This window comes from Flavobacterium pisciphilum, assembly GCF_020905345.1.
Taxonomy (GTDB): domain Bacteria; phylum Bacteroidota; class Bacteroidia; order Flavobacteriales; family Flavobacteriaceae; genus Flavobacterium; species Flavobacterium pisciphilum.
This window is the reverse complement of record NZ_JAJJMO010000001.1, coordinates 549224-573818: the sequence shown is the minus strand read 5'-3', so window position 1 is coordinate 573818 and position 24595 is coordinate 549224. Positions and strand designations below refer to the sequence as shown.

Annotated in this window: 14 protein-coding genes, 2 tRNA genes and 3 rRNA genes; 9 read left to right on the top strand and 10 right to left on the bottom strand. The window is 35.3% G+C overall.

The window, feature by feature from the left end:
- Window positions 1-14: 14 nt before the first annotated feature.
- The gene (locus tag LNQ49_RS02445) at window positions 15-500 is read right to left on the bottom strand and encodes a DUF2271 domain-containing protein (RefSeq protein WP_229987194.1); all 486 of its coding nucleotides are present in this window, start codon (window positions 498-500) and stop codon (window positions 15-17) included.
- Between the two features lie 78 nt (window positions 501-578).
- Complete coding sequence (locus tag LNQ49_RS02440) at window positions 579-2075, bottom strand: ankyrin repeat domain-containing protein (RefSeq protein WP_229987193.1); 1497 nt, start codon at window positions 2073-2075, stop codon at window positions 579-581.
- Between the two features lie 653 nt (window positions 2076-2728).
- On the opposite strand from LNQ49_RS02440, the gene LNQ49_RS02435 reads away from it, so the two are divergent.
- The 8 genes from LNQ49_RS02435 (at window position 2729) to rrf (ending at window position 16661) form a co-directional block, all read left to right on the top strand.
- Window positions 2729-3412: a DUF4294 domain-containing protein gene (locus tag LNQ49_RS02435; RefSeq protein WP_229987192.1), complete on the top strand. Its 684-nt coding sequence runs from the start codon at window positions 2729-2731 to the stop codon at window positions 3410-3412.
- 319 nt (window positions 3413-3731) lie between these two features.
- A complete protein-coding gene (locus tag LNQ49_RS02430) occupies window positions 3732-10631 on the top strand; it encodes a S8 family serine peptidase (protein ID WP_229987191.1) in 6900 nt (2299 codons plus the stop codon).
- A gap of 107 nt (window positions 10632-10738) precedes the next feature.
- On the top strand, window positions 10739-11011 hold the full coding sequence (locus LNQ49_RS02425; protein WP_229987190.1) for a hypothetical protein: 273 nt from the start codon (window positions 10739-10741) through the stop codon (window positions 11009-11011).
- 487 nt (window positions 11012-11498) lie between these two features.
- Window positions 11499-13012: ribosomal RNA gene (locus LNQ49_RS02420) — 16S ribosomal RNA — on the top strand.
- 123 nt (window positions 13013-13135) lie between these two features.
- Window positions 13136-13209 (top strand) — tRNA-Ile (locus tag LNQ49_RS02415).
- 108 nt (window positions 13210-13317) lie between these two features.
- Window positions 13318-13391: transfer RNA gene (locus LNQ49_RS02410), tRNA-Ala, on the top strand.
- 130 nt (window positions 13392-13521) lie between these two features.
- A 23S ribosomal RNA gene (locus LNQ49_RS02405) occupies window positions 13522-16405 on the top strand.
- Between the two features lie 146 nt (window positions 16406-16551).
- A 5S ribosomal RNA gene (gene rrf / locus LNQ49_RS02400) occupies window positions 16552-16661 on the top strand.
- Together the 16S, 23S and 5S rRNA genes with 2 tRNA genes alongside form the textbook arrangement of a ribosomal RNA operon.
- Window positions 16662-17698: 1037 nt before the next feature.
- Here rrf and LNQ49_RS02395 read toward each other — a convergent pair.
- From LNQ49_RS02395 to LNQ49_RS02360, 8 genes are all read right to left on the bottom strand, one after another.
- A complete protein-coding gene (locus tag LNQ49_RS02395; protein WP_229987189.1) occupies window positions 17699-18475 on the bottom strand; it encodes an MlaD family protein in 777 nt (258 codons plus the stop codon).
- A 20-nt stretch (window positions 18476-18495) separates the two neighbouring features.
- Complete coding sequence (locus tag LNQ49_RS02390) at window positions 18496-19272, bottom strand: ABC transporter ATP-binding protein (protein ID WP_229987188.1); 777 nt, start codon at window positions 19270-19272, stop codon at window positions 18496-18498.
- 1 nt (window position 19273) lies between these two features.
- The gene (locus LNQ49_RS02385; RefSeq protein WP_229987187.1) at window positions 19274-20035 is read right to left on the bottom strand and encodes an MlaE family ABC transporter permease; all 762 of its coding nucleotides are present in this window, start codon (window positions 20033-20035) and stop codon (window positions 19274-19276) included.
- Between the two features lie 400 nt (window positions 20036-20435).
- Window positions 20436-20960 (bottom strand): GNAT family N-acetyltransferase, encoded by a 525-nt coding sequence (locus tag LNQ49_RS02380; RefSeq protein ID WP_229987186.1) that lies wholly within the window; start codon window positions 20958-20960, stop codon window positions 20436-20438.
- A 134-nt stretch (window positions 20961-21094) separates the two neighbouring features.
- Entirely contained in the window at window positions 21095-21664 is a 570-nt protein-coding gene (locus tag LNQ49_RS02375) for a pentapeptide repeat-containing protein (RefSeq protein ID WP_229987185.1), read from the bottom strand.
- Window positions 21665-21738: 74 nt separating this feature from the next.
- Window positions 21739-22230: a DNA-deoxyinosine glycosylase gene (locus tag LNQ49_RS02370; RefSeq protein ID WP_229987184.1), complete on the bottom strand. Its 492-nt coding sequence runs from the start codon at window positions 22228-22230 to the stop codon at window positions 21739-21741.
- Window positions 22231-22234: 4 nt separating this feature from the next.
- Window positions 22235-23092, bottom strand: coding sequence for an EamA/RhaT family transporter (locus LNQ49_RS02365; protein ID WP_229987183.1), 858 nt, complete (start codon window positions 23090-23092; stop codon window positions 22235-22237).
- A 115-nt stretch (window positions 23093-23207) separates the two neighbouring features.
- Complete coding sequence (locus LNQ49_RS02360) at window positions 23208-23657, bottom strand: GNAT family N-acetyltransferase (RefSeq protein ID WP_229987182.1); 450 nt, start codon at window positions 23655-23657, stop codon at window positions 23208-23210.
- 272 nt (window positions 23658-23929) lie between these two features.
- On the opposite strand from LNQ49_RS02360, the gene LNQ49_RS02355 reads away from it, so the two are divergent.
- A complete protein-coding gene (locus tag LNQ49_RS02355) occupies window positions 23930-24556 on the top strand; it encodes a hypothetical protein (protein WP_229987181.1) in 627 nt (208 codons plus the stop codon).
- Window positions 24557-24595: the final 39 nt, after the last annotated feature.

Sequence of the window (24595 nt, the reverse complement as noted above, 5' to 3'; positions counted from 1 at the left end):
TATATGCTATGCTATTATATTTTATTTAATCTTACGTAACGAATATATCCTTTACCTTCAGTTTTAGCAGCTAACCCTTCAGTTGTAAGAGGAATTTCTAAATCATTTACATAATATTTTTGATCTTCAACAGCACTTTCAAATCTTAATTTGTATCCTGAATTGATTTTAGAATCTTCAATTTCTATTGTAGTAATGCTTCTGTCACCACCAGTTACAGAGGCACCAGTTTTAGCACTAATATTATCAGATGGTTTTTTAGAATGAAATTTATTCCATTCTTTTAGAGTGTTGTACCATTTTTTATCGTCTCCCATTACATAAAGTGTTTTCTCATACTCTCCTTTAGCATTGATAAGAGAAACAACTATATAGGCACCTTCTCCCATATAGTTAGACATTTGAAGCATGCATTTGTATTTTGAAGCCTGTGCAGAAGCTTGTACAGATAGTAGGCAGATAAGTGCTCCAGTAAGAGCTATTTTAAATATTGATTTCATAGTGTAATTACCTTTGTTTATTGGATTTAGTATTGCGATTACGTATTGTTATTTAGAAGAATCACAAACAGTATCATGTTATTTTAAAAATTCAAGAGAGACGTTATTTTTTGTCAATGTTTCATTTTCCTTTGCTAGTGCGTAGGCACTTTCGTCAAATTCAGTTTGAATATCTTTTTTTGCACCAATAGACATTAGATATTTTAAGATAGAATCATCTTTAGAAACCATTGCAGCTTTATGTAGCGCAGTTAAGCCATCTTTGTTTTTTGCATTTACATCAATCTTTAAAGAAGCTAATTTTTTTAGCAATGTTAAATCATTTTTAGTAATTGCAACGTGATATAAAGTACTTCCATCTTTTTGAGGTTCAGATAAGTTTAATCCTTTGTCCTGAAGTAACTTTATTTTAGCTTCAAAAGGATCTTTTGCTGGACCTGCTTCACGACCATTTTGTGGACGATAAGATTGTACCAAATAAACCCCTAAATTATTTCCATCTTTATCTTTAACCGTAACGTCAGCTCCTTTAGTTAAAAGAATTTCAACAGTTTCAGGAGTTCCAGATTTCACTGCAAATGTTAAAGCAGATTCACCTTTAAGGTTTTGAGTATTTATATTTTTTACTACTGGAAGGAATTGTTCTAAAACAGCAGTATCCTTAGCCGAAGCAGCAATCATTAATGGTGTATTTCCATCTTTATCTGCTTTGTTTGCATCTACACCTTTAGCTAGGAAATATTTTACGATTTCAGTTTGATTAGGTTTACCTGCTAAATAATGAAAAACATTTTCCCCAGATTTACTTACTGCAGTTGGTTTTATTTTAATTTCTTCAACTAAATATTTATAAGTTTCAAAAGGAGTTGTCTCTCTACGAGCTCCCTGCGCTGCTATAAGAAGTGCATTATCATTAAACTTAACTCCTTTTTCTAAAAGCTTCTTTAAAATGGTAATATTTCCAGATCTAGCAGCATAATTAAACGCTGTGTTTCCTTCGTTATCAGTATCTTTTAAAGACATTCCTTTAGTTGCAAAATAAGCTGAAAGGCTTAAATCTTTATCATTAGAAACTGCCATTAATAATAAGTTAGCTCCGTCTCTATATTTTTTCTTTGGGTCAATTCCTGCTTTAAAAAAAGTCTCGTATAAAGCTTGATTAGGTTGTCCATTACTAGCTGCGAAAGCAATTGGGGTTGTACCTTTACTATCTTCAAGATTAATATCAGAACCTTTAGCAATAAGATATTCTACAAGTTCAACATTTCCTCTGTAAGCTGCCCAGTGTAAATAAATACGGTTATCATGCGTCATTTTATTTACTGGATTTCCTGGCTGTTCTAAAAGGAATTTTATAGTTGCATTTGGAGCATCATTATTAATAGCTATAACAACTGGGTCAAAAGCACTTTGATTAGGCTGAGAAGGGTTGCTTCCTTTTTCTATTTCGGCTTTAACAGCAGTTACATCTGGTGAAGTCTTCCAAAAAGATTGTTCTAGTAACGTGTTTTTTTGTTGAGCACTAACAAATAAAGTAGCAGCTAATGCTAAAGAAATAAAAATATTCTTCTTCATATTTAGGTATTTATTGTTTATTGATTTTTGACAAGATTTGTTTTTTATTAGATGGAAATAACCAATCTATTTAGAATAAATAAGAATAAAGCAAATGTAAATATTAATATCTTTAAACCAAGTTTAATTTATCAAAAAATGCAAATAATTGGCAGCTTCAGATTTATTTCTTGTTAAAAAGCTTTTGCAGTTTCTATTGTATAGTTTTAACTAGAGGATTTATGTAAAACGAATGTTAATCAAGCAAAGCCAATTCTAAAACTTTTGGTAGAAAAAATATTGGGTTGAGAATAATTACGAATGATATTATTGCTGACGGTAAAATATCTTTTTAAAGACATTATTTGTTGTTGATAATTGAATGGATTCTTAACATCAAAATTGTAGTTAAAAAGAAAGAGTTAGTTAATTTTGAAATTGATAGAAAATCAGTTAATACCACTCCACAAGCTAACTTTTCTTTTGATTTTTTTATTTAGTTGCCACGAATACTATTAGATTTATAACAGTAAGTATCAAAATAAAGAGTACTGCTTTTAAAAGTATTTAACATCTTAATTGATAATTAAATACAATTTATTACTCCTAATTTATAAATTTGGTATTACAATTGTATATATAATGTATAATTTTACATTCAAATTAATAACTCAATGAAGTTTATAACCTATTTATTTTGCTTTCTCTTAGCGTCTTTTGTTGGTCAAGCCCAAATCGATAAAAATAATCCCCAACAAATGGGATATGTTTTGACCGAAAAGGATTCTATATTAAATGATACGATCCAGTTGCCTGAGATTATTATTTCAAAAGAAAAGCTAGATCCCGAAGCTCAAAAGCAATTTTTAATTCTTCAAAATAGAGTTTATAAAACATTTCCATTTGCTAGATTGGCTTCAGATAGGTTAGTAGCCCTTAATAAAGGAATGGCGCGTTTATCTTCAAACAGAGAGAAAAAGAAATATTTTAAAATTGTTGAGGACTACCTTAATAATGAATTTGAAGGAAAACTAAAGAAGTTATCTCGTAAACAAGGACAAATATTAGTAAAGCTTATTCATCGCCAAACTGGTACTACGACATTTGAGTTAGTAAAAACTTTAAAAAGTGGATGGAAAGCATTTTGGGCAAATACAACAGCTAATGTTTTTGATATAAGTTTAAAAAAAGAATATGCTCCTTATGAAGTGAATGAAGATTATTTAATAGAAACAATCCTAATTCGTGCTTTTGAGTCTGGTAGATTACAATATCAAGCGCCAGCACATCCAGTTAATTACGATGATCTTAGTAATTATTGGCAGGAAAAAGTTAAAGAGCAGAAGACTACAAAGTAGATACTCTACTTAATTACAATATTAGAAAGACTTATCAAGAACATTTGATAGGTCTTTTTTTATGGTTAAACTCTAAAAAGTTTTTAGAAAATAAGGTTGTATTTTAATGTAAGTATTTACTTACTTTTTGTTTGTGTAGATTTAAAAATAATTGTTTTAATTATTTATGTGTTAATACCAAGATTTAGCTATATAAATGGGCTTTGTGTTGGTTATGTGTCTATTATTTAGTTATATAGGTGTGGTTATAGTTTGTTCTTTATGATTTATTTTGTAGGTTTACTCTTTAACTACCGTTTTTAACCAAATATTTTAAGATATGAATAAAAAATTACTAAGCTTTATTATGATGCTTTTTGCGATTTCTATATGGTCGCAAAATAGACTTGAAAATGATTTTTCTATTTCTATAAATGGAAATAAAATTTCAACTACTGCAAATTTTAAACAGCAGTTTAGAGAACTTAAGAAGAGTACAAGTAAAAAACAAAGTCCACAAACGGAATATACTTTGTTACAATTTACCAAAATACCTTCGTTAGAAGAACAACAAAAATTAAAAAGGCAAGGAGTGACTTTACTCACTTATGTATCAAACAATGCTTATTATGCTGCTATAGATCCTGGATTTTATAGTAAAGGGGCTATTTCTGATAATATAAGAACTTCAATTATAGTCGATCCACAATATAAATTGGATAAAATGCTAGCCAATAATAGTATTCCAGATTATGCTTTAGAAGGGAATAGTATAAAAGTAGTAGTAAGTTATTTCAAGGGAGTTGACTCAAAAGTAATTTCACATGATTTGTCAAGTTTATTTGTGAAAAGCATAAGAATTGAAGAGCCATTTAATCAAATTTATCTGCAGGTTTCTAAAGAAAAATTAGAAGAAATTGCAAAAATTAATTGGGTGCAAAATATAGATTTAATTCCAGCTCCTGTAGAAAGTGATAATAGACCAGGAGTGACTTCGCATAAAGCAAATATTTTAGGCTCTACTATTTCTGGATTAGGATATGGATTAACAGGAAAAGGGGTTAAAGTAGGTGTTTGGGATGGAAATCTTGAAAAACACAAAGATCACACAGGTAGAGTTACAGCAAAAGAATATGAATCTAACTCTTCGCATGGAGAACACGTGTCAGGAACTATTGGAGGGGCTGGTTTGTTAGATCCAATAGCAAAAGGGATGGCTCCAGAAGTGCAGATGTATGGATGGAATTTTAATACACAATCGAACGGTTTGTCGGTTGCAAGTGAACGATTAAAATCAATTGCAGAAGATGGAATCGAAATCACATCAAATTCTTATGGAATAAATCTTGCTTCAGGTTTTAATACATTTAAATATAGTGCATCAGATTATGGCGATGATTATGTTACAGCAACGAATACTTATCTTTTAAATATATATTCTAATGGAAATGCACAAACAGCAAATCCAGCTGGAGGAGGATTTAATACATCGACAAAGAATTCGAAAAATTCATTGCATGTTGCGGCTAACAATCCAAATGATTTAATTAGTAGTTATAGTAGTTTTGGACCAACAATTGATGGGCGTTTGGTGCCTCAAATTACTGCTGTAGGTACAAATGTATATTCTCTTGATTACAGCAATTCATACCAAATAATGAGCGGAACCTCCATGGCTACACCTGGTACTACTGGTACAGTAGCTTTGTTATATGAAAGATATAAAAATATTTATGGAGAGAAACCACTAGCTTCATTGATGAAGGCTTTAGTCGCAAATACTGCAAAAGATGAGGGGAATCCAGGTCCAGATTATAAATATGGTTTTGGAAATTTAAACGGTCTTAGAGCAATTAAAGCGTTGGATAAAAAAATGTTTTATACGGGAACTGTTATAAATGGGGCATCTTTTGAAAAAGAAATTGTAGTTCCATCAGGATTGGTTTCTTTAAAAGTAATGCTTGCGTATTCTGATTTACCAGGGACACCAGGAGCAGGTTTGATTCAGGTTAATGATTTGGATATTAAAATTGTAAAGGACGGCATTACAACTTTACCTTGGGTATTAAATCCAACAACTCCTAATGAAAATGCTATACGAGGAGTTGACAGTATGAATAATATTGAGCAAGTAACATTGGATAACCCTGCAGCGGGGACTTATAAAATTATAATCACAGGAGCAAAAATCCCTTTAAACAGTCAGGAATTTTCAGTTGTATATGATTATGTTGCACCAGAATTAATTCTTACGTATCCTGTAGGAGGTGAAAAGTTTAATCCAGATACAACCGAATATATTCGTTGGGATTATGAAGGGGAAGCAAAAACATTTACTATAGAATATTCTGTAGATGGAGGAATTAATTATGTAATGCTTGCAAAAGATGTTCCATCAGCAGCAAGAAATTTTGCATGGCAAGTACCATCAGGCATAGTAGCAAATGCTAAAATCAGAATCATTGCAGGCTCAAAAGTAGATGCTTCAAAAGAAGTATTTAATATTATTACAGAGCCTAAAAATTTAGTTATTGCGCCATCAGTATGTGGTACATCATCTTATAAAATGGATTGGGATCCTATTGTAGGAGCAAAATACGAAGTTTTAAAAATGAATGGATATGCCTTTGATGTTGTAGCTACAGTTACAGATCCGACTTATACATTTAACAACCTTACAGTAAGTGATGATAATTGGTTTTCTGTTCGTACAGTAGATATAGCTACTGGAATAGTTTCCGAACGAGTTAGAGCAGTTAATGTTGAGCCAGTTTCTCAACCTGTTTTAAATGCTTTAAGCTTGCCATTTCTTGAAGATTTTAATAATAGAAAAGCAACCAATTATGTTTTTTCTAATGGAGCAACTGGAAATGTAAAATATGAGTATATAGATGCACAATTGTTAGATGGTGCAAAAATGCAAGGATCAAGCCGTACAACTTCTTCTCCTTGGGTAGTTAGTACAGTTGCAAATGCATTTACAAATAATCCAGATTATATAAAAAAAGTATCTTTTTGTGATATAGACGCAACAAGTCTTGCTGGAAAGAATATTAGAATGAAATTTAATTTATTATGGAATACTGTTGGCACAGTTAATAAAAACTTTTTTAGAGTTTTGGTCAATGGAAATCCAGTAAATAGTTATAAAAACCAAAGTGTTTATGGAGGAACAGAATTAAGCGGTGATACTGAATTGATTTATGATTTTTCAGCTTATGCAGGTACAGTATTTAGTGTTGCCTTTGAAGCAGTTAGTGATAATGATGTTATTATAGTAAGTAATGACTATGTTTATAATTCTGTTTTTATTGATAATGTCAATTTCTATGAAGCTACAGCTACTGATTTAGAATTAACTTCATTTATTCCGAATGTAGGGCTTACGGCAACAGAAGTAGTGAAAATTAAAATTTTTAATCATTCTCCAGTTGCGATAAGTAATATTCCAGTTTCTTATAAAATTAATGGAGGAACAGAAGTGGTTGAAACAATTACAGGACCAGTTAATCCATTAAGTGAGCTATCTTATAGCTTTGTACAAACAGCAAATTTTTCAACTCAGGGAATCTATACAGTAGTTGCTAATGTGAATTATGTAGGAGACGTGGTAGTAGATAATAATACAGCTACCAGCAATGTTTCTAATGCAGGCACAGATGTTTTAATGGGTTCAGTTGCTAGTAAAACTACTTGTTCGTCAGTATTTACAGATGCAGGTACACGTTTTAATAATTATCAAGATTCAGCAACACAAGTATTGACTTTTAGACCTGGAACTGTTGGTAATAGTATAAATGTGAATTTTACAGATTTTGATGTTGAGCTAGATTATGATTTCTTATATATTTATAATGGTCCAAATGTAAACGCTCCATTATTAGGGGCTTTTACAGGCAATAGCTTGCCACCATCATTAACCTCTACTGCAGTAGGTGGAGAACTAACATTTAGATTTGTTTCTGATGAAATCGAAAACGGAAGAGGTTGGATTGCAGATATTACTTGTGTTACAAAACCAACTGTAAATGACGCAAGTGTGGTAACTATTGTAACCCCAGAAGCTCTCGGAAAAAAAACAAATGAAAGTGTCGTAACAATTAGAGTTAGCAACTTAGGGCCAGTTGCATTGGTGAACTACCCAGTATTTTATCAAGTAGATGGAGGGCCAAAAGTGACTGATGTTGTTCCTGCTATTGCTGCTTATGGAACAGTTAGTTTTACTTTTGCAATAAAAGCAGATTTGTCTATTGTTGGAAAAGAATATAACATAACGAGCGGTGTTGATGTATCAGACGATAATAATTCTAATAATAACAAAGAGAAAATAGTCTTTAATAATAATGAATTGCCAGTTCATACTAATACAAATGGATATGCAATTTCTAAACTTAAGTGGGATAATGTAGTAAATACATCTGCTACTACAGCTTATTCTGACTTTAAGAACATAAAAATTCCGGTATACCCAGGATTTACTTATCAGCCAGAGGTAACGATTGTTAGAACAGGAGAAGCAATTACAAGAGATTTAACAACAAGACCAGGTGTTTTTACAATGATGGTTGTTGATTTAAATGGAGATGGTAACTTAACAGATGAATTTTACGCAGGTAATTTTTGGGTAAATACAGTGTCTACTACAGCGTCACCAGGAATTGTGTCAACATTGAGTACACATTATTTTAGAAATAATTTCACTTTGGTAGGAGGAGTTACGATTCCTGCAAATACTACGCCGGGCGAAAAATTGATGAGGGTGATACAAATGTATCGCTCACCAAATGAGTATTATAATGTGAATCTTGGGCCAACTATTGATGGATTGACAACATCAAATGAAGATTTTGAGATAGAAGAATATACGGTTAATGTATTGCCATTTACAACTGCTAATGCAAGTGTAGAAAGAATTACAGCACCAACAAAACCTGGAAACACGCCAGTTGTAGTAACTGCTGTTATACGTAATTTATCAAGTGTTCCAATTTTAAATTTTCCAATAGCATACAAAATTAATGGAGCAAATGAAGTAGTTCAAAATGTTGCAGGACCTATTGCTGCAGCTGGAACAGCTACTGTTTCCTTTAATACAAAAGCAGATTTAAGTGTTCCTGGCGATTATGTAATAGATGTGTATACTCAATTGGCAGGCGATACCGATATTACAAATGATTCTAAATCTGTGACATTGACGCATGCTTCAAATTACCCTACAAATGTTACTGGAACTTTTGATGGTGTAAATGACATTGTAATTACTGATAACACACCAGTATTAAACCTTACTAATAATTATACATTCGAAGCATGGGTAAATCAGAAGCAGCCAAGTGTTTTTGGAAGAATTTTAGATAAAAGCACAGTATTGGTTTTTGTGCATAATACAGCTAATCTTACTTTATATAAAGAAAATAGCCTTGTGTTTTCCATAGCTACACCAACAGGGTCATATGTTATTAATACAGGATTAAATTCTATTAAACAAAATACTTGGCATCATATTGCTTATACAGTAAGTGCGGCCAATGTCTATACGGTTTATATAGATGGGGTAGCAGTGCCATTTACAAGTACTGGTACTGCAAATGCAGCGAATTCTAATACAGCTAACCCTGCTTATGTAGGAAATAATACCACTTTAACACGTGGTTTAAATGGGAACATAGATGAAGTTCGTATTTGGGCTGGTGTTCGTGATCAGGCAACAATTGCAAGTAATGCAATGACAAAATATCAAGGAAATGAGCCAGGGTTAGTAGCATATTACTCCTTTTCAGAAGGAGATAAGCAATTTGTGTTTGATAGTTCACTAAATGATAATACGGCAGTAATATTGAATGCTGATACAGACGGTATAGGAGATGGGAAATTTTGGAATGTACCAGTTTTGTTGCAAAAACTAGATTTTGTTAACCAGCTTTCAGCATCTTATGATACAGCGTCTAAAACATATACTGTATTGTTAAATGATGGAGCAGATATAACTAATGCCATTGCTAATTTCTCATTAGGAATGCAAAGTCTTGCAAAGATAAATGGAGTTACACAAGTAAGTGGTGTTACAACAAATGATTATACAAATCCAGTTACTTTAACTGTAGAAGGAGTTGGGTTTAATACAGGGATTTCAGAAGTGTATACCATTAAAATACTCGTAGGTTTAAGTACAGAGAGCAAATTGATGGCATATAATTTTACAGTTGTATCAAATCCAGGACTAGTATCAGATATTAATACTGATATAGTAGGTAGTAATGCTACTAAAACAGTACCGTATGGAATTAATGTATCTAATTTAATTGCCGACTTTGTGGTTTCGCCAGGTGCAGAACTGCATATAGACGGAGTAAAACAATTAAACTCAAAAACAACTATCTCAGATTATACTAATAGTTTGTTGATTACAGTAGTTTCAGAGGATAAAGCTTCTCAAACAAATTACACAGTAATTTTAAATGCCAAAAACACAGAAGCAACTCTTATAGCGTACTCAGTAGCCAATCAAGTAGGAGCTAGTGTAATAGATCCAGTTTTAAAAACGGTTAAGGTTTTTGTTAATAACAACGCCAACTTAAGTACGTTGACTCCAGTTTTTCAAATATCCGATTTTGCTACATTACGTATAGGCACTTATTTGCAGAACAGCGGACTTACGGTATTAAACTATTCCCTTCCTGTAGTTTATAATGTAATGGCGCAAAATGGTACAATTGAAAATTGGACAGTAACAATCGAGAGAGCTAAACCTATAATTACACTGACTGGTAATGTAGTAGTATCCTTAGATAAAGGATGTCCATATATTGAAGCAGGTTATACTGCCAAAGACAACCTAGATGTAGATATTACTTCAGGTGTATTGGTTTCTGGGACAGTTGATGTAAGCACGCCAGGGCAATACATCTTAACCTATACGGCGAAAGATGCATTGCAAAACGAAACCTTTGCAACTCGTACAATAAATATATCAACAACAGTTTGTGCTCTGGGGGTAGATACAAATGAAATCGAAGGGTTTGTTATATATCCAAATCCAATCAAAGACGGAAAAGTGTATGTGCAAACAACATCTACTAGTTCAAAAAGTATTAGAATATCTGATATGGCTGGAAAAGTAGTTTTCACAACCGAAACAGAAAACAAAGAATTGAATATTCATAGACTACCAACAGGAGTTTATGTTATAAAAGTAGAGCAAGATGGTAATACATCAACTCAAAAGTTAATTGTCGAGTAAGCATATCTATAATAATTAGTTTATTCCAAAGCGACTCCTATATAATAGGAGTCGCTTTTTTATGATACTATATATAGGAGAGGATTCGTAATACTATATATAGGAGCATGTTTTTACTATATATAATAGGAGAGAAGAACCAAAAAGAAGCAAGCGTTGTAATTTCTAGGAGCTTTAACCTGCTATTCGCTGTAATCTTTCCCTTTTTAAAGAAAAAAGAGAAAGGATTTGCGCTGCTATCAGGGCTAGGGGAGCAAAACAGAAACAGCCAAACCCCCGAAAGCCCACTAAAAACAGGGACAGCACAAACACCCCCGCAGAAAAACCCCACAAAACCTAAAAAAGGAGGGCTTGTAAAGTTGGTGTTATCAGATGGTTAAGACTTAAAGGTAAAATAAACTAAAAATAGTGGTTTAAAAGTATTGTTTATCTAGATAAAGGTGGTAGTTTTGCACCCGCAACAAACAAAAACGTTCATCTGAAATACTGACAAGAGACTTTAATCAAACGGAAAATTTTTTCTGAAAAAAGATTAAAAAAAGCTTGTGAGTTTGGAAAACGAAAGTTACATTTGCACCCCGCAAAACACGGAGTTCTTTGAAATACTGCTAAGATTTACGAATGATTTTTGAGAGAAAAATTTCTTAAAAAAAACTTCAAAAAAGTCTTGCCAGTTAAAAACAAGTTCACTACTTTTGCACCCGCTTTGAGAAACAAGCGACACAAATAAAAAGAACACGTTCCTAGACATATTGAATTGACAGCCGTTTCGAAAGAGATTTCGAAACATAGAATAAAGAGTAATAGAATCGCAAGATTTGAATATAACCGATAGAATCATTAGTCGCAATATAATATAAAAAATATACGATGAAGAGTTTGATCCTGGCTCAGGATGAACGCTAGCGGCAGGCTTAACACATGCAAGTCGAGGGGTATACTTCTTCGGGAGTAGAGACCGGCGCACGGGTGCGTAACGCGTATGCAATCTACCTTTTACAGAGGGATAGCCCAGAGAAATTTGGATTAATACCTCATAGCATAGCAACTTCGCATGAAGTCACTATTAAAGTCACAACGGTAAAAGATGAGCATGCGTCCCATTAGCTAGTTGGTAAGGTAACGGCTTACCAAGGCTACGATGGGTAGGGGTCCTGAGAGGGAGATCCCCCACACTGGTACTGAGACACGGACCAGACTCCTACGGGAGGCAGCAGTGAGGAATATTGGACAATGGGCGCAAGCCTGATCCAGCCATGCCGCGTGCAGGATGACGGTCCTATGGATTGTAAACTGCTTTTATACAGGAAGAAACCCTGGTTCGTGAACCAGCTTGACGGTACTGTAAGAATAAGGATCGGCTAACTCCGTGCCAGCAGCCGCGGTAATACGGAGGATCCAAGCGTTATCCGGAATCATTGGGTTTAAAGGGTCCGTAGGCGGTTTAGTAAGTCAGTGGTGAAAGCCCATCGCTCAACGGTGGAACGGCCATTGATACTGCTAAACTTGAATTATTAGGAAGTAACTAGAATATGTAGTGTAGCGGTGAAATGCTTAGAGATTACATGGAATACCAATTGCGAAGGCAGGTTACTACTAATTGATTGACGCTGATGGACGAAAGCGTGGGTAGCGAACAGGATTAGATACCCTGGTAGTCCACGCCGTAAACGATGGATACTAGCTGTTGGGAGCAATCTCAGTGGCTAAGCGAAAGTGATAAGTATCCCACCTGGGGAGTACGTTCGCAAGAATGAAACTCAAAGGAATTGACGGGGGCCCGCACAAGCGGTGGAGCATGTGGTTTAATTCGATGATACGCGAGGAACCTTACCAAGGCTTAAATGTAGTTTGACCGATTTGGAAACAGATTTTTCGCAAGACAAATTACAAGGTGCTGCATGGTTGTCGTCAGCTCGTGCCGTGAGGTGTCAGGTTAAGTCCTATAACGAGCGCAACCCCTGTTGTTAGTTGCCAGCGAGTCATGTCGGGAACTCTAACAAGACTGCCAGTGCAAACTGTGAGGAAGGTGGGGATGACGTCAAATCATCACGGCCCTTACGCCTTGGGCTACACACGTGCTACAATGGCCGGTACAGAGAGCAGCCACTGGGCGACCAGGAGCGAATCTATAAAACCGGTCACAGTTCGGATCGGAGTCTGCAACTCGACTCCGTGAAGCTGGAATCGCTAGTAATCGGATATCAGCCATGATCCGGTGAATACGTTCCCGGGCCTTGTACACACCGCCCGTCAAGCCATGGAAGCTGGGGGTGCCTGAAGTCGGTGACCGCAAGGAGCTGCCTAGGGTAAAACTGGTAACTAGGGCTAAGTCGTAACAAGGTAGCCGTACCGGAAGGTGCGGCTGGAACACCTCCTTTCTAGAGCCTTAGTGTTAGCATTTATGCACGCTAGGGAAAGAAGACGAAATGTCTATTTGTTACATCTCTAAAGATTATATTACTCTGCTGTTAGTTCAAATAATACAATTTAAGTAAAAACAGAGTCTCGTAGCTCAGCTGGTTAGAGTACTACACTGATAATGTAGGGGTCGGCAGTTCGAGTCTGCCCGGGACTACTATTTTAAACTTAAAAAAAAGGAAATTCTAGAAGTTGGAATTCACCAAAAGAAATTGAATCTGAAATAGGGTTTAAAATCTGAATTCAAAATTCTAAAATTGAAATTGGGGGATTAGCTCAGCTGGCTAGAGCGCCTGCCTTGCACGCAGGAGGTCAACGGTTCGACTCCGTTATTCTCCACTATTCCGAAAGGAAAAAAGTTCATTGACATATTGAGATAAGAAAATAATAAAAAGTAGAAAGCATTTTTTATTGACGGTAGTAATACTGTAAATAAAGAAAACGGTCTTAATTAATTTTAAGGCTGGTACAATAAGCAAAATAAGGGCGTATGGGGGATGCCTTGGCTCTCAGAGGCGATGAAAGGCGTGATAAGCTGCGAAAAGTTACGGGGATCGGCACACACGAATTGATCCGTAAATACCTGAATGGGGCAACCCACTATGTTGAAGACATAGTACACCGATAGGTGGGCAAACCCGCTGAACTGAAACATCTAAGTAGGCGGAGGAGAAGAAAACAAAAGTGATTCCGTAAGTAGTGGCGAGCGAACGCGGATTAGCCCAAACCAATGTTGTTACGGCAATGTTGGGGTTGTAGGACCACGACATTTCTTGCACAAAGAATTAGAATCTACTGGAAAGTAGAACCATAGAGGGTGATAGTCCCGTATAGGTAATGAGTGTAAAGGATAGTGGTATCCTGAGTAGGGCGGGGCACGTGAAACCCTGTCTGAATTTGGCGGGACCATCCGCTAAGGCTAAATACTCCTGAGAGACCGATAGTGAACCAGTACCGTGAGGGAAAGGTGAAAAGAACCGTGAATAACGGAGTGAAATAGATCCTGAAACCATACGCTTACAAGCGGTCGGAGCCCTTTCGTGGGGTGACGGCGTGCCTTTTGCATAATGAGCCTACGAGTTAACGTTGCTGGCAAGGATAAGTGGTTAAGCCACGGATCCGTAGCGAAAGCGAGTCTGAATAGGGCGCTTTAGTCAGTAGTGTTAGACGCGAAACCGTGTGATCTACCCATGGGCAGGTTGAAGCTGTGGTAACACACAGTGGAGGACCGAACCGGTTGACGTTGAAAAGTCTTCGGATGACCTGTGGGTAGGGGTGAAAGGCCAATCAAACTCGGAAATAGCTCGTACTCCCCGAAATGCATTTAGGTGCAGCGCTGAATTTAAAGTTATATAGAGGTAGAGCTACTGATTGGATGCGGGGGCTTCACCGCCTACCAATTCCTGACAAACTCCGAATGCTATATAATGTTTCTCAGCAGTGAGGGCTTGGGTGCTAAGGTCCAAGTCCGAGAGGGAAAGAACCCAGACCATCAGCTAAGGTCCCCAAATATATGTTAAGTTGAAAGAACGAGGTTTGTCTGCCCAGACAGCTAGGATGTTGGCTTGGAAGCAGCCATTCATTTAAAGAGTGCGTAACAGCTCACTAGTCGAGCGGACGAGCATGGATAATAATCGGGCATAAACATATTACCGAAGCTATGGATTTTGACTTAGGTCAAAGTGGTAGGGGAGCATTCTAACAGGGTTGAAGGTGTATCGTAAGGTATGCTGGACTGGTTAGAAAAGAAAATGTAGGCATAAGTAACGATAATGCGGGCGAGAAACCCGCACACCGAAAGACTAAGGTTTCCACAGCTATGCTAATCAGCTGTGGGTTAGTCGGGACCTAAGGCGAACCCGAAAGGGACAGTCGATGGACCACGGGTTAATATTCCCGTACTACTTATTACTGTGATGGGGTGACGGAGTGATGAAAGCGCCGCGAACTGACGGAATAGTTCGTTGAAGTACCTACCTATAAGCTGTGCAGGCAAATCCACACGGCTTGGGGAAATACGATAGTACTCGGAGACTTCGGTCAAAGAGATAGTGCGCCTAAGGGCTTCCAAGAAAAACCTCTAAACTTCAGGTAATAAGTACCCGTACCGCAAACCGACACAGGTAGTCGAGGAGAGAATCCTAAGGTGCTCGAGAGATTCATGGCTAAGGAATTAGGCAAAATAGACCTGTAACTTCGGGAGAAAGGTCGCCAGCAGCAATGCTGGCCGCAGTGAAGAGGTCCAGGCGACTGTTTATCAAAAACACAGGGCTCTGCAAAATCGTAAGATGAAGTATAGGGCCTGACACCTGCCCGGTGCTGGAAGGTTAAGAGGAGATGTTATCTTCGGAGAAGCATTGAATTGAAGCCCCAGTAAACGGCGGCCGTAACTATAACGGTCCTAAGGTAGCGAAATTCCTTGTCGGGTAAGTTCCGACCTGCACGAATGGTGTAACGATCTGGACACTGTCTCAGCCATGAGCTCGGTGAAATTGTAGTAGCGGTGAAGATGCCGCTTACCCGCAGTGGGACGAAAAGACCCTGTGCACCTTTACTATAGCTTAGTATTGACCTTGGATAAATGATGTGTAGGATAGGTTGGAGACTGTGAAGTGGCGTCGCTAGGCGTTGTGGAGTCATTGTTGAAATACAACCCTTTGTTTATCTGAGGCCTAACCCCGCGTTGCGGGGGACATTGCTTGGTGGGTAGTTTGACTGGGGTGGTCGCCTCCAAAAGAGTAACGGAGGCTTCTAAAGGTTCCCTCAGTACGCTTGGTAACCGTGCGTAGAGTGCAATGGCATAAGGGAGCTTGACTGAGAGACATACAGGTCGATCAGGTACGAAAGTAGAGCATAGTGATCCGGTGGTTCCGCATGGAAGGGCCATCGCTCAAAGGATAAAAGGTACGCCGGGGATAACAGGCTGATCTCCCCCAAGAGCTCATATCGACGGGGGGGTTTGGCACCTCGATGTCGGCTCGTCACATCCTGGGGCTGGAGAAGGTCCCAAGGGTTGGGCTGTTCGCCCATTAAAGTGGCACGCGAGCTGGGTTCAGAACGTCGTGAGACAGTTCGGTCTCTATCTACTGTGGGCGCAAGAAATTTGAGTGGATCTGATTCTAGTACGAGAGGACCGAATTGGACAAACCTCTAGTGTATCTGTTGTTCCGCCAGGAGCACCGCAGAGTAGCTACGTTTGGAAGGGATAAGCGCTGAAAGCATATAAGCGCGAAACCCACCACAAGATGAGATTTCTTTTAAGGATCGTGGGAGATGACCACGTTGATAGGCTATAGATGTAAAGGCAGTAATGTCATAGTCGAGTAGTACTAATAATCCGTAAGCTTATGTACGCTTTTCCCCACACTTCGGTGTGGGGGAGAAACTTTCTAATAGTATTTATGTTTCTTTATCTCAGTATGTTAAGATATTGTTTGATTGGTTGTTATCCTAGATGATAACAAACGATTGAAAAGTTGTCCAAAGCAACTAACGACCTTAAGGTGGTTATTGCGGCGGGGCTCACCTCTTCCCATCCCGAACAGAGTAGTTAAGCCCGCCTGCGCAGATGGTACTGCAGTTATGTGGGAGAGTATGTCGTCGCCTTTCTTTAGAATCCTCATCATGAATTTGATGGGGATTTTTTTTGTTTTAAACTTTTTTTAGAAAGGGACAAAGGTTCTTTTAAGCCTCTGAGGTACTGAGGCTCTAAGGTGCTAAGTTTTATAAGCATAGTGACAAAGTTCTCTCCCCAAACTTGTCATTCCGACAAAGGAGGAATCGCACAAAGAAGCTAACACAAAGTAAGTTAATTTTAAAAGAGACAAAGGTTCTTTTAAGGCTCTGAGATACTGAGGCTCTAAGGTGCTAAGTTTTATAAGGATAGTGACAAAGTTCTCTCCCCAAACTTGTTATTCCGACGAAGGAGGAATCGCATTTTTAAAAAGAGACAAAGGTTCTTTTAAGGCTCTTGAGGTATTGAGGCTCTAAGGTGCTAAGTTTTATAAGCATAGTGACAAAGTTCTCTCTCCAAACTTGTCATTCCGACAAAGGAGGAATCACATTTTTAAAAAGTGACAAAGGTTCTTTTAAGGCTCTGAGGTACTGCGGCTCTAAGATGCTAAGTTTTATAAGCATAGTGACAAAGTTCTCTCCCCAAACTTGTCATTCCGACAAAGGAGGAATCACATTTTTAAAAAGTGACAAAGGCTCAGAGTGACAAAGGTTTAAAGGAATCTGGATTCTTGAGTTATTTTAGACGCAAACTTGTCTTTCTGAGGAACGAAGAATCACATAAAGAAGCTAACATAAAGTATGTTATTTTTAAAAGAGGCAAAGGTTCTTTTAAGGCTCTAAGGAGCTAAGTTTTATAAGCATAGTGACAAAGTTCTCTCCCCAAACTTGTCATTCCGACGAAGGAGGAATCACATAAAGTAGCTAGGCTTAATATTCTGCTAAAGGGTTCCATTTCAAGAATAAGGCATAACCCCTCAAAAAAGCGCACAGTTGTTTTATTTACGAAACAATGTGTCTTTGTGTGGAATTAAAAAAATAATTACGTCTGAGAGCCTAATTATGCTTTATTGCTAAAACCTAATGCAGTTTTTGAAGTAGTAACTTTATTTGAAGACAAAGTAGAAATGTTTCTAGTTTTCTTTCCCCTTAGGGGCTTCTTCTTTTTTTTCTTTTGCCTTCTCTAGCTTCTCATGTTCTTCTTTTGCTTTTTTATCTGCTTCCTCTTTCTCTTTTTCTTTCTCTTTTTCCTTTTTTTTGTAATATCCTCTAAACAAGAAGTTACTTTTTGCAGCTTCCATGTTTTGACTAAATCCTTGTGTACCACTTTCCAAATTGGTAATTGTTTTAGTTAATGTGTTTGCAAGTTTTGGATCCGTCAGTAATCTTGACAATGCACCGTCACCATTATTCATATTATGAGTAAAGACGGCAAGCTCTTCTGATATTACACCAGCATTATCAACACTTTTTTTTACACTTTTCATGATGTCATCCATTTCTATAGCATCTATAGAAGCAATTTTACCATTATCAGCAATAATTCTATTTGAATTATTACCAGGTGAAATAGTTAGGACTTTGTCGCCCATTAATCCCTCAGAACCAATACTAGCTCTAGCATCTGTCTTTATAAATTGTCTAACTTCATCTTTGATAACTAATTTTACAACCACAGATGAATCGTTTATTAATTGTATGTCTTCGACAGTACCTATATTAATTCCTGAGAAACGCACATTGTTACCCACTTGTAAACCACTTACAGTTTTAAAAGTTGATGTTATATGGAATGTTGAACCAAATAAATTTTGTTGTTTTCCAATAAAATAAATAGTTAACATAAAAAGGATTAAACCTATTGTTACAAACATTCCTAGTTTCCATTTAAATCCAGATTCCTTATTCATAATTTCTTATTGTTAAATGTTTATATAAAAAATGATCTTACCCATTTATCTTCGCTTTTTTCTAATTCCTCGTATTTTCCTTCAGCATGTATTACACCGTCTTTTAAAATCATTACCCGATCAGCTGTTAGTTTGGCGCAAGACATATCATGGGTAATAATTATAGAAGTTGTTTTTCGTTTTTTCTTAATATCTAAGATTAGTTCACTTATTTCCTTAGATGTAATTGTATCAAGTCCTGTAGTAGGCTCGTCATACAAAATAATTTCTGGTTTTAGAATTAAAGTACGAGCAAGACCAATTCGTTTTCGCATACCACCAGATAATTCTGAGGGCATTTTATCTACAGCATCAGCTAAACCAACACTATCAAGAACATCCAAAATTTGAGATTCTGTCTCCTGAGCAGTTAGCTTTTTAGAATGTCGTTTTAATGTAAACTCTAAATTCTCTCTTACCGACATAGAATCATACAAGGCACCACTTTGAAAAAGAAATCCAATTTTGACTCTTATTTGATTCAGCTCAGTTCTCTTTAAACCAATTATTTCTTCTCCCAATACCTTTATGCTTCCTTTATCAGGAATTACCAATCCAACAATACATTTTATAGTTATCGATTTACCTTCGCCTGATCTTCCTAAAATGACTAAGTCTTCACCTTTGTTAACGGTGAGATTTACTCCTTTTAGCACATCATTATCATCAAAAGACTTATGTAAGTCTATGATTTCGATTACAGGAGTTCGTTTATTAGGAGTGACAGTTTGTGCGCTATTTTCTTGTTTAGATTTCATATTAAAAAAATAAATCAGTGATTTGTACTGCGAGCATATCTAAAATAAAAATGGTCAGAGAAGCTGTAACTACCGCTGAATTTGCTGCTTTACCAACACTTTCAGTACCATTTGAGGCATTAAACCCTTTGTAACAGCCAATCATTCCTATAAAAAAACCAAAGAAAAAAGTTTTAATAGTAGCGGGGATAATATCTATAAAGTCTAATGATTCAAAAACCTGTGAGATGTATCGGTAGGCATTTACATCGCTATGAATTGTTATTCCAACATAACCACCTAGTATTCCGATGGCATCAGCAAAAATGACTAGTAGTGGTACCATTAATGTTGTGGCTAAAATGCGCGTAACGACTAAATATTTAAACGGATTAATGGCGGCTACTTCCATTGCATCTATTTGTTCTGTTACTTTCATAGAACCTAGTTCAGCTCCGATTCCTGATGAAATTTTACCAGCACAAATTAATGCTGTAATTACAGGAGCAATTTCTCTAATTAAAGACAATGCGACCATACCAGGTAACCAAGATTCAGCCCCAAAAGTTGCCAATGTTGGTCTTGTTTGTAGTGTGAGCACTAATCCCATTATAAAACCAGTAATAGCCACTAAAGGGAGTGATTTATAGCCTATGAGATAACATTGCCTAAAGAATTCTTTGGTTTCATAGGGAGGAACAAACACCTCTTTGAAAAACTTTTTGGTAAAAAGTGTTGCATCGCCTATATCTGTAAATGTATTTTTAAAGTATAAAGTTGGCATAATATATTTTTAATTGGTGAAAATTATTTTATAATCCTATTAGGTGCATTAAAAAATGTAAAATCTTGTGTATTGAAAAAATAGAGCTCCTTTTTTCGGGCTATATTTTAAAGAATAGGATAGGATTAAAATAATTTGATTTTAATCCGCTTTTTAAATAATTGATTTAGTATAAGTTATACTAAGAAACATATTGTTAAAGTTCAGTATTTTACATGCGAATTGCATTATATAACTTTAAAAAATAGTTATATAATTAACATAGTGGTGCCGTGTTTAATATAAAAATAGGATGAAGGGCGCAATAAATGTAAAATCTATTGTCTTTTGCTAAAGCAGGAATAGAAATAAATGGGCACATTATATGACTAGCTAATACTGCCAAAAGTATGTTTTATACTTAAAGTAATAGTCTAAATCCAAAAACAGGAAGTTCTCCTTGCATGAAATCTAAATCTTCGGATCTTTTAAAGCCTAGTCTTTCATACATTTTCCAAGCAGTTTGCATTGCCATAGTTGAATGAATAATCAATTGATGGTGTTTTTTGTGTTTGGCTTTTTCAATGCAATCTTTTATTAAGAGCTTGCCAATTCCTTGATCCCGATTGTTTGGGTTTACAGCTAATAATCTAAAACCAGAGGTATTTTGCTCTTGGGTTGCAATTCCTCCTGAGCCATAAAATTGCATGTCGCTAAAATAAACCACACTACCAACGATTTTATTATCAGTGGTAACGGCAACTAGAAGTTGTGTATCGGGATTATTGGTTAAATCACCAATGTTAGCAAGCATTTTGTAATAGTTGGGTTGTTCTGATTCTTTTGGAAAACCTTCTAATTGTGAATAAACTTGAACCATCAATTTTCCGATTTCTTCAAACTCGGCTGTTTTAGCATTTCGGATAGTATGTTCTTGAGTATTCATGATGCGATACGTTTCGTGATTATGATATAAGTAAATATATTAAAAAAGGATAAATTTTAGTCAGTTACAGAATAATTTATAGGATTGTTTTTTTACTCTCTGGATTCCTTTTTAGCGAAACTTGGCAGAAAACGTTAATGCACTATAATATCGTGTTTAAAAAGTAAGCCTTTGACTTCTTTCAAAGAAAAAATTGCTTTTTTTAGTTTTACTCTAGAAGGGTCTAATGTATAATTGTAACTGGTTTTAAAATCGGTTTTGTTTGCAATGGCTCTATCAAATTCAGAGCGATACAAGTCACAATTATCAAAAACCACATTTGTGATATCGCTAGCCATAAAATCTACCGCAACCAAACTACAATCGGTAAATGAAGTTCCTTTTATCTTTAGAGTATAGAACTTAGAAAAATCTAAAATGCAATTATTAAAATTTACTTCAAATATAAGTTTATCACACATGGCAAAATTCACATCTTTAATTTCGCAGTCATTAAAGGTTACAGTTCTAAAAGCGACATAGTTTATTTTGGCTTCACTAAATGTGCAATTATTAAATATACAGTCAATAAAAGTAACAGCTAAGAAAGTACAAGCTGAGAAGTTACAATTATTAAAAGTACAGCATTCAAAATCCTTGAAATTCAGACCATCTATAGTGTAGGTGATGTCTTTGTATTCTTTATCAAGAAAATAATCTGTCATATTAATGGGGATGGAGGGAGTAAATGGCTGGTGCAAATAAACAAAATTATTTAGTTACGAATTCCAGATTTGAATTATTCTTGTTGTAATTCTAAAATTACTTCCCATTCTTTATGTTTTAAATCAAATGATTTACTTGCATTTGCGGGACTTGTAGATGGGAGTGTAATTAGTTTATAATCATCACTTACTTTAATATATTTTTTAAAAAATGCAGCTGCTTTTTGTCCATTAAATAAGATGGATTTAATCTGTGGATGTTCTTTTAAGAATGTATCAAAATCGTTTGTTATTTCATTTTTAATGGCACTATCCAAACTCCCAACTCTATCGCAGTATTTTAAAACATCCCATACGGCAATGTTATTTTTTATTAAGACTTCCTTTTTAGCTTCGTAATCGTCTGTAGGATCTTCTTTTAAAATAGTGAATAGTAATTTCCAAAAGTTATTTTGTTTATGACCATAATATTGCCCTAGTTCCAATGATTTTATTCCGGGCATGGTTCCAAGAATTAAAATAGAGGCATTTGGAGATGCTATAGGTTCAAAAGAATAACTTTCCATTTTGTTAGTTGCTATTTTGAGAAATTACAATTAAAACAATCGCTATCAAAGCTAAGAAAAGACCAAGGTAATTCAACTTGGTTTGTTTTTCTTTAAAGATTAGAATACCAATAAGACTTCCTATAATGATAACTCCCATATTCATTCCAGCAAAAACCGTTGATGGATTTTCTGAAAACTCCTTATGTGCCTTTAGATAAAAGAGAATGTTTCCAAAATTAAGAATACCAACCAATCCACCAAAAAGGATATTATTAGCAGTTAGTTTTACTTTCTTAAAAAGAGTTTCATACAGAACAACTACTATCATTATAGTCATTGAGATAGCAAAAATTGCAAACAAAGAAGTCGTGTAGGGAAGGTCTGTGTGAGTTGCTATTTGTTTAAAAAGGATATCGATTACTCCAAAACCTAACAAAACAATTGTGGGATAGACCCATTTATTAGTCGTTTTTTCTGTGGGCTTATTGAGGATAAGTAATAACGCAGGGAAGCCAATTATAAGTGCTGTAATTTTAAGGATATTAAATTCTTCTTTAAACAATAACCAAGCTGCTAGAATAGGAATAAATAGCGACAAGCGCTGTGCAGCATCTGTCTTTACAATTCCCATGTGTTTTATGGAGAGTGCTAAAAAGAGAAATATATAAGGCAATAAAATTCCAATTACAATATACAAACTCCACGGAGCTGTAGCCGTGATTGCTGCAGTATCTGGATTAAATGATATATAACAAAGTGCAAGGGCAAAGATATAATTGCATGCAACGATTTGAGTATTATTAGTATTGTACTTGCGAGCTATTTTAAATATAACACCAACGCTTACACTGCATAAAATACTTAATATTAGAAATAACATATATTTTTTCTGGTTTATTTTAAGAGAAATTATTTGCTCCAAATTTACTTCTATTTTATTAAAAAAGCCCCCAAAATAGCTATTTGGAGGCTTTTTATTTTCTTAAAAAGGAAGTTTATTTAACGAAATCCATTTCGACATGATCGATTCCAGCATCTACAAAATAATTATCAGTTTCTTTAAAACCATTTTTTTTGTAAAATTCGATTGCATTGACTTGTGCATGTAAGTATATTACTTCTTCTGATTTTACATCGTCAAGTATTTTAAGCAAAATGGCTTCCCCAATTCCTTTGCCTCTATAATTTTTCAGTACAGCAATTCGCTCGATTTTAGTTCCCTTAGTTGTTTTTCTATATCTAGCTGCTCCAGCAGGCAATTCATTATAAGTTGCTAGATAATGAATCGATTCAGTATCATCCATAGACTCACGTTCTACAGATACATGTTGTTCTTCAACAAATACTTGTCTGCGTATAAATAAGGCAAGATTTATTTGATCTTGATCATTAATTAATTCGGTACTTATTATATTGGTCAATGGGTGAGTTGATTTATTTTCCATTTCTTTTTATTGATTTACATTCTATAAAATAATTTATATGCAAATATACGTAGTTGACTACATATACTCAAAATTAAAAAGAAAATATTAAGTTATTATTAATAATAAAACGAGTGGTGCACTGGTAAACTGATAATAACGGAGCCTTACTACTGATTTTGTTTTTAAGAATGGATTGTTTTTAAGTTGCATTTTTATTTTTGAATATTATAATTAGCTATTTTTTGATTTGTAAATGAATTACCTTAATTTAGATTCAAAGAATAATATAAATGAAAAAGGAAATTTTAGATAGAATTCAACAATTGGGTGGGAACATAAGTATGGTAAAAGGATTGTCTACATATAGCGATATTATGTCAATTACTTTTAATACGGTTCTTTATCGAAGACCAATTGATACTCCTTGGGAAACGGCCGAGGATTCAGAACCAATTTATGGTATTGCTGAGTTTATTAGTCAAAATATTGAACTTTTTAAAAAAGACAAAAAGGCTTTTTATGATAAAATAATCGAAAAATATTACCGATTAACAATTGAAGGTTATGGGCAGATGTTTTGGGAAGGGCAACCTTTTACACCTTTTAAAGAAGGAACTGAAGACTATGAAGAATGGAATGAAGATTTTATGGATGAAGATACTGATCTAAGCGAAATAACAGCGGTTACGAATGATCCTTCTCCAGATTTTATTTATCTTTTTTCTAGTTATGGTTTTCCTGATAACTATTATATATGCCTATCTGACCCAAATCCGGAGAATCCTACATTATTTGGTACCGATCATGAAGTCTTTTTTAGAGAAATTTCTAATGAGGGAAATTTAGAAGATTTCTTAAACACATTTATGACTAAAGAAGAGCTTTTAGAAATAGTAAAAAAACGAATTGAAAGTTAGAAAGGAGATTTAGATAGATTAATCCTGATAACACAGAAA